Origin of the sequence: Streptomyces sp. SID3343 (assembly GCF_009865215.1) — a bacterium.
Classification (GTDB): domain Bacteria; phylum Actinomycetota; class Actinomycetes; order Streptomycetales; family Streptomycetaceae; genus Embleya.
Window position 1 is genome coordinate 1 of sequence record NZ_WWJX01000012.1, and the last position, 3,398, is coordinate 3,398.

Sequence of the window (3,398 nt, forward strand, 5' to 3'; positions counted from 1 at the left end):
TGGTCTCCCTCGGCCGTCGGGCGAGCACGCGCGACAGGATCGGGACGGGTGAGGCCGGGGAGTGGGCGTTGGCCCGAAGCAGCGCGGGCAGGGCGAGGAGCAGGGCGGCGCCCCACTGCCGGTGGGAGTCGCTCCAGGCGGGGTCACCCGGGGCGGCCCACATCGTGGTGGGCAGGGGCAGGGCCGCGGCCGTCAGCAGGAGGGTGGTGGCGATGCCGGTCAAGGCGGCCGGCTTGTCCGGGACGTGGTGGGTCGCGCGGGCCGTGGCGGCCAGGGTCGTGACGGTCAGCACCGCGGCCTCCAGGGTGAGGCCGCCCCACGGGAGCGTGGCCGGACAGGCCGCGCCCACCAGGACGACGATCGCGGCCCACGTGCCGGCCACGGCGGCCAGGGCCAGGAGCGTCCGCAGCCACTGGCGATGGGAGCGCGGGACCGGCAGGGCGGCCGTGCTCGCGTCCATCGGGTCGATCAGGGCGAAGGCGGCGGCCGCGGCCAGGAGTACGGCCGAAAAGCGCACACACGTGAGCGCGACGTCGGGTTGCGAGGCGCCGAAGCCGGCCATGCCCAGTGACAGCGGGATCGTGACGGCCAAGGGGACCCAGTCGACGGCGTGGGCGAGCGGTCGGATCAGGGCCGAAGCGGTCGCGAGCCGACCGCCGGCGGCCGGCGCGATGTCGCGGGTCAGCGGCACGGGACCTCGCTCGGTCCTTCGATGGGCAGGAGGTCGTGGGTGAGGCCGAGGAGGGGCAGGGCTTCGCTCAGTGAGGCCGTCAGCAACGTGTCCCAATTCGCCCACACCCGGTCGCGCGCGGCGGGATCGGCGAGCAGGCGCCGGGCGTACTCGGCCTCGGTCGGGCCGTAGCGGACGCCCAACGGGGTCGGCCGGCCCAGGACCCGGTCGCCGACGACGTCGATGCGGATCCCCTCCGGGGCGGGTACGGCGCCGGTGCGGCCGAGGAGCCACAGCGCGACGACGGTCCGAGCCAGGCCGTGCCCGTCGCAGCCCTCCTCGCTCAGGCCGGTGACCCGGGCGGCGACACCGCCCGCGAGCATCGTGCGGTACGCGGCGCCGCGACCCCAGACCATCCCGGTGTCCAGGCTGCCGTCCTTCGTCTCGACCGACCACGCCCACGTACCGGTGCGCTGGCGCACCACCGGCAGCTTGGCGCGCGCCGCCGGCGGCAGCGCCTCGACGACGGGTCGCACCGCGTCCGCCCACAGCGGGATCCACGGCCGATACCCCGGGAACGCGCAGAACGTCATGCCGTCGCGGACCTCGCAGCGCAGGTCGTCGGGGCCCAACGAACCGTCGCTCCCCGCGACCGCGCCCGGCTTGGGATCGGCCCCACGAGTGGACGCGATCGCCCCGGTGGGCACCGCGACCACGAGCGCGAGCGCGACGGCGCCCACCCGCGGCACCGACACCCGATGCCGCAACAACGCGACCGTGAGGAACAGCACCAGGCACGCCGCCAGGTACAGCACGTGCAGACCGCTCGGCCGGCCCGGCCAGTCCGGGCGTTGGCGCAGCACCACCGGCAGGAACCACGAACCGAATCCGCCGAAGGCGTCCAGGTCGGGGCGGTTGCGGTTGAGCAGCGTCGCCATCGCGAGCAGGACCACCGCGATCGGCCCCGCGATCAACGACGGCAACCACCGCGCGAGCGCCGCGCCGCCGGCCGCGGCCAACGCGGTCGCGGCCACCAGGGCGAGCGGCTCGTACCAGTCGATCCGCCCCGCGACGTCACCCTGGGCGTGCCGGATCGTCAGGTACACCGCGACCATCGGCGCCACCAGGCACGGTGCGAGCGCCATTCCCGCGAGGGTGATCGCCCGGGTGCGATCCTCGGCCCGGCGCGGCAGCGCGGCCAGCGGCTCGGGCATCGCGTGCCGGCGGTCGCGCGAGACGCTCAGATTGGTCGTGATCAGCACGCCGGCCGCGAGGAACAGGCCGTAGCCGGCCAGCGATACGGTCTCGACCGACAGATCCGGCGCACGGTCGCGCACGTCGTTGTACTGCAACGCCACGGCGGCGACCGCCAACGCCCACAGGATCGGGTTGCGGGCCAGGCGCCGGAATTCGACCATGAACAGCGTCGTCTGCGCACCCCGCCTCACGCCGCCACCGCCCCGGTCTCGCCGAGGTGCAGCAGGTAACCGTCCTCGACCGAGGGTTCGGTCGGCACGCCGCCGGCCGGACGATCGCCCAACACCCGGTACCGCCCGTCCGCGGTGCGCCAATACCGCCCGCCGACCGGCCGCTCGTCCGTGAGCCAGACCCGATCCGCCGCCGTGGCCGCGAGCCGCGCCGGCGTACCGGTGAACGCCGCGCGGCCCGCGCCCAGCACGACCACCCGCTCGCACAGTGCCGCCACGTCCTCGGTCTGGTGCGTGGACAACAGCACCGTGCGGTCCTCGCCCAACCGCGAGACCAGCGTGCGAAACCGCATCCGTTGGTCCGGGTCCAGGCCCACCGTCGGCTCGTCCAGGATCACCAACTCCGGGTCGCCCAGCAGCGCCTGGGCGAGCGCGAGCCGCTGCCGCATGCCGCCGGACAGCTTGCGCACGCGCGTCTTGGCCCGATCCGCGAGGCCCATCTCGTCGAGCACGCGGCGCACCTCCCGATGGCGTTCGCGACGGTTGGTCAGCTCCTTGAGCACCGCGACGTAGTCGACCAGGTCGAATACGGTGAAGTGCGGGTAGAACCCCGGGGTTTGCGGCAGGTAGCCGAGCCTGCGACGCAGTTCGGTGCGCTGGGTCCTGGACGCGGGATCGAGCCCGAGTGCGTCGATCGAACCGCCGTCGGGCGCGAGCGTGGTGGCCAGGCACCGGATCAGTGTGCTCTTGCCCGCGCCGTTGGGCCCGAGCAGTCCGGTCACCCCGACCCCGAAGGTCAGGTCGAGCCCGGTCAGCACCTCGCGCGAGCCGTAGCGCTTGCGCAGTCCCGTCACCCGCACGGTCGTCGTGGTGGTCATCGCAGTCTCCCGGAGTCGTAGGTGGAGCCGTGGGAAGAAGAGCCGCGCGCCCCGTAGGCCCAGGGATCGAGAAGCCGTCGTCGCACGTACAGCACGACCCCCAGCAGCGGCACCGCGCACGCCCACCCCACTTGCGCCCCGGGGGCGAACAGCAGGTAGCGGTCCACGTGTTGGGTGGCCACGACCACCGCCACCCATACCGCCGAGAGCCCGATGGCCGCGCTCGGCAGCGGGAAGCGGGTGCTCATCGCCAGGCACGCCAGGGTGAGCGCGAGCGCGGGCAGCAGCCATGCCGCGCCCAGCCCCGGCGGCCCGGGCAAGAACGGCGTCGCGGCGCCCGCGAGCGCCGCCGCGGTGACCAGCACCGCGCCCGAACGCAGGAACAACAGCGGCGCGCCGGCGAGCGGGGTGGCCGCGTGCGAC

The 3,398-nt window shown here is 74.6% G+C and carries 3 protein-coding genes and 1 pseudogene; all 4 read right to left on the reverse strand.

What is annotated here, in order from left to right:
• Positions 1-691 (reverse strand): hypothetical protein (locus GT354_RS00605; protein WP_161354155.1); only part of this gene is annotated, 691 nt, incomplete at its 3' end.
• The gene (locus GT354_RS00610; protein WP_161354156.1) at positions 682-2,088 is read right to left on the reverse strand and encodes a hypothetical protein; all 1,407 of its coding nucleotides are present in this window, start codon (positions 2,086-2,088) and stop codon (positions 682-684) included. The genes GT354_RS00605 and GT354_RS00610, both read right to left, overlap by 10 nt.
• Positions 2,089-2,114: 26 nt before the next feature.
• Positions 2,115-2,975, reverse strand: coding sequence for an ATP-binding cassette domain-containing protein (locus tag GT354_RS00615; RefSeq protein WP_161354157.1), 861 nt, complete (start codon positions 2,973-2,975; stop codon positions 2,115-2,117).
• Positions 2,972-3,398 (reverse strand): annotated as a pseudogene (locus GT354_RS00620) (hypothetical protein); the annotation flags it as partial. The pseudogene GT354_RS00620 and the gene GT354_RS00615, both read right to left, overlap by 4 nt.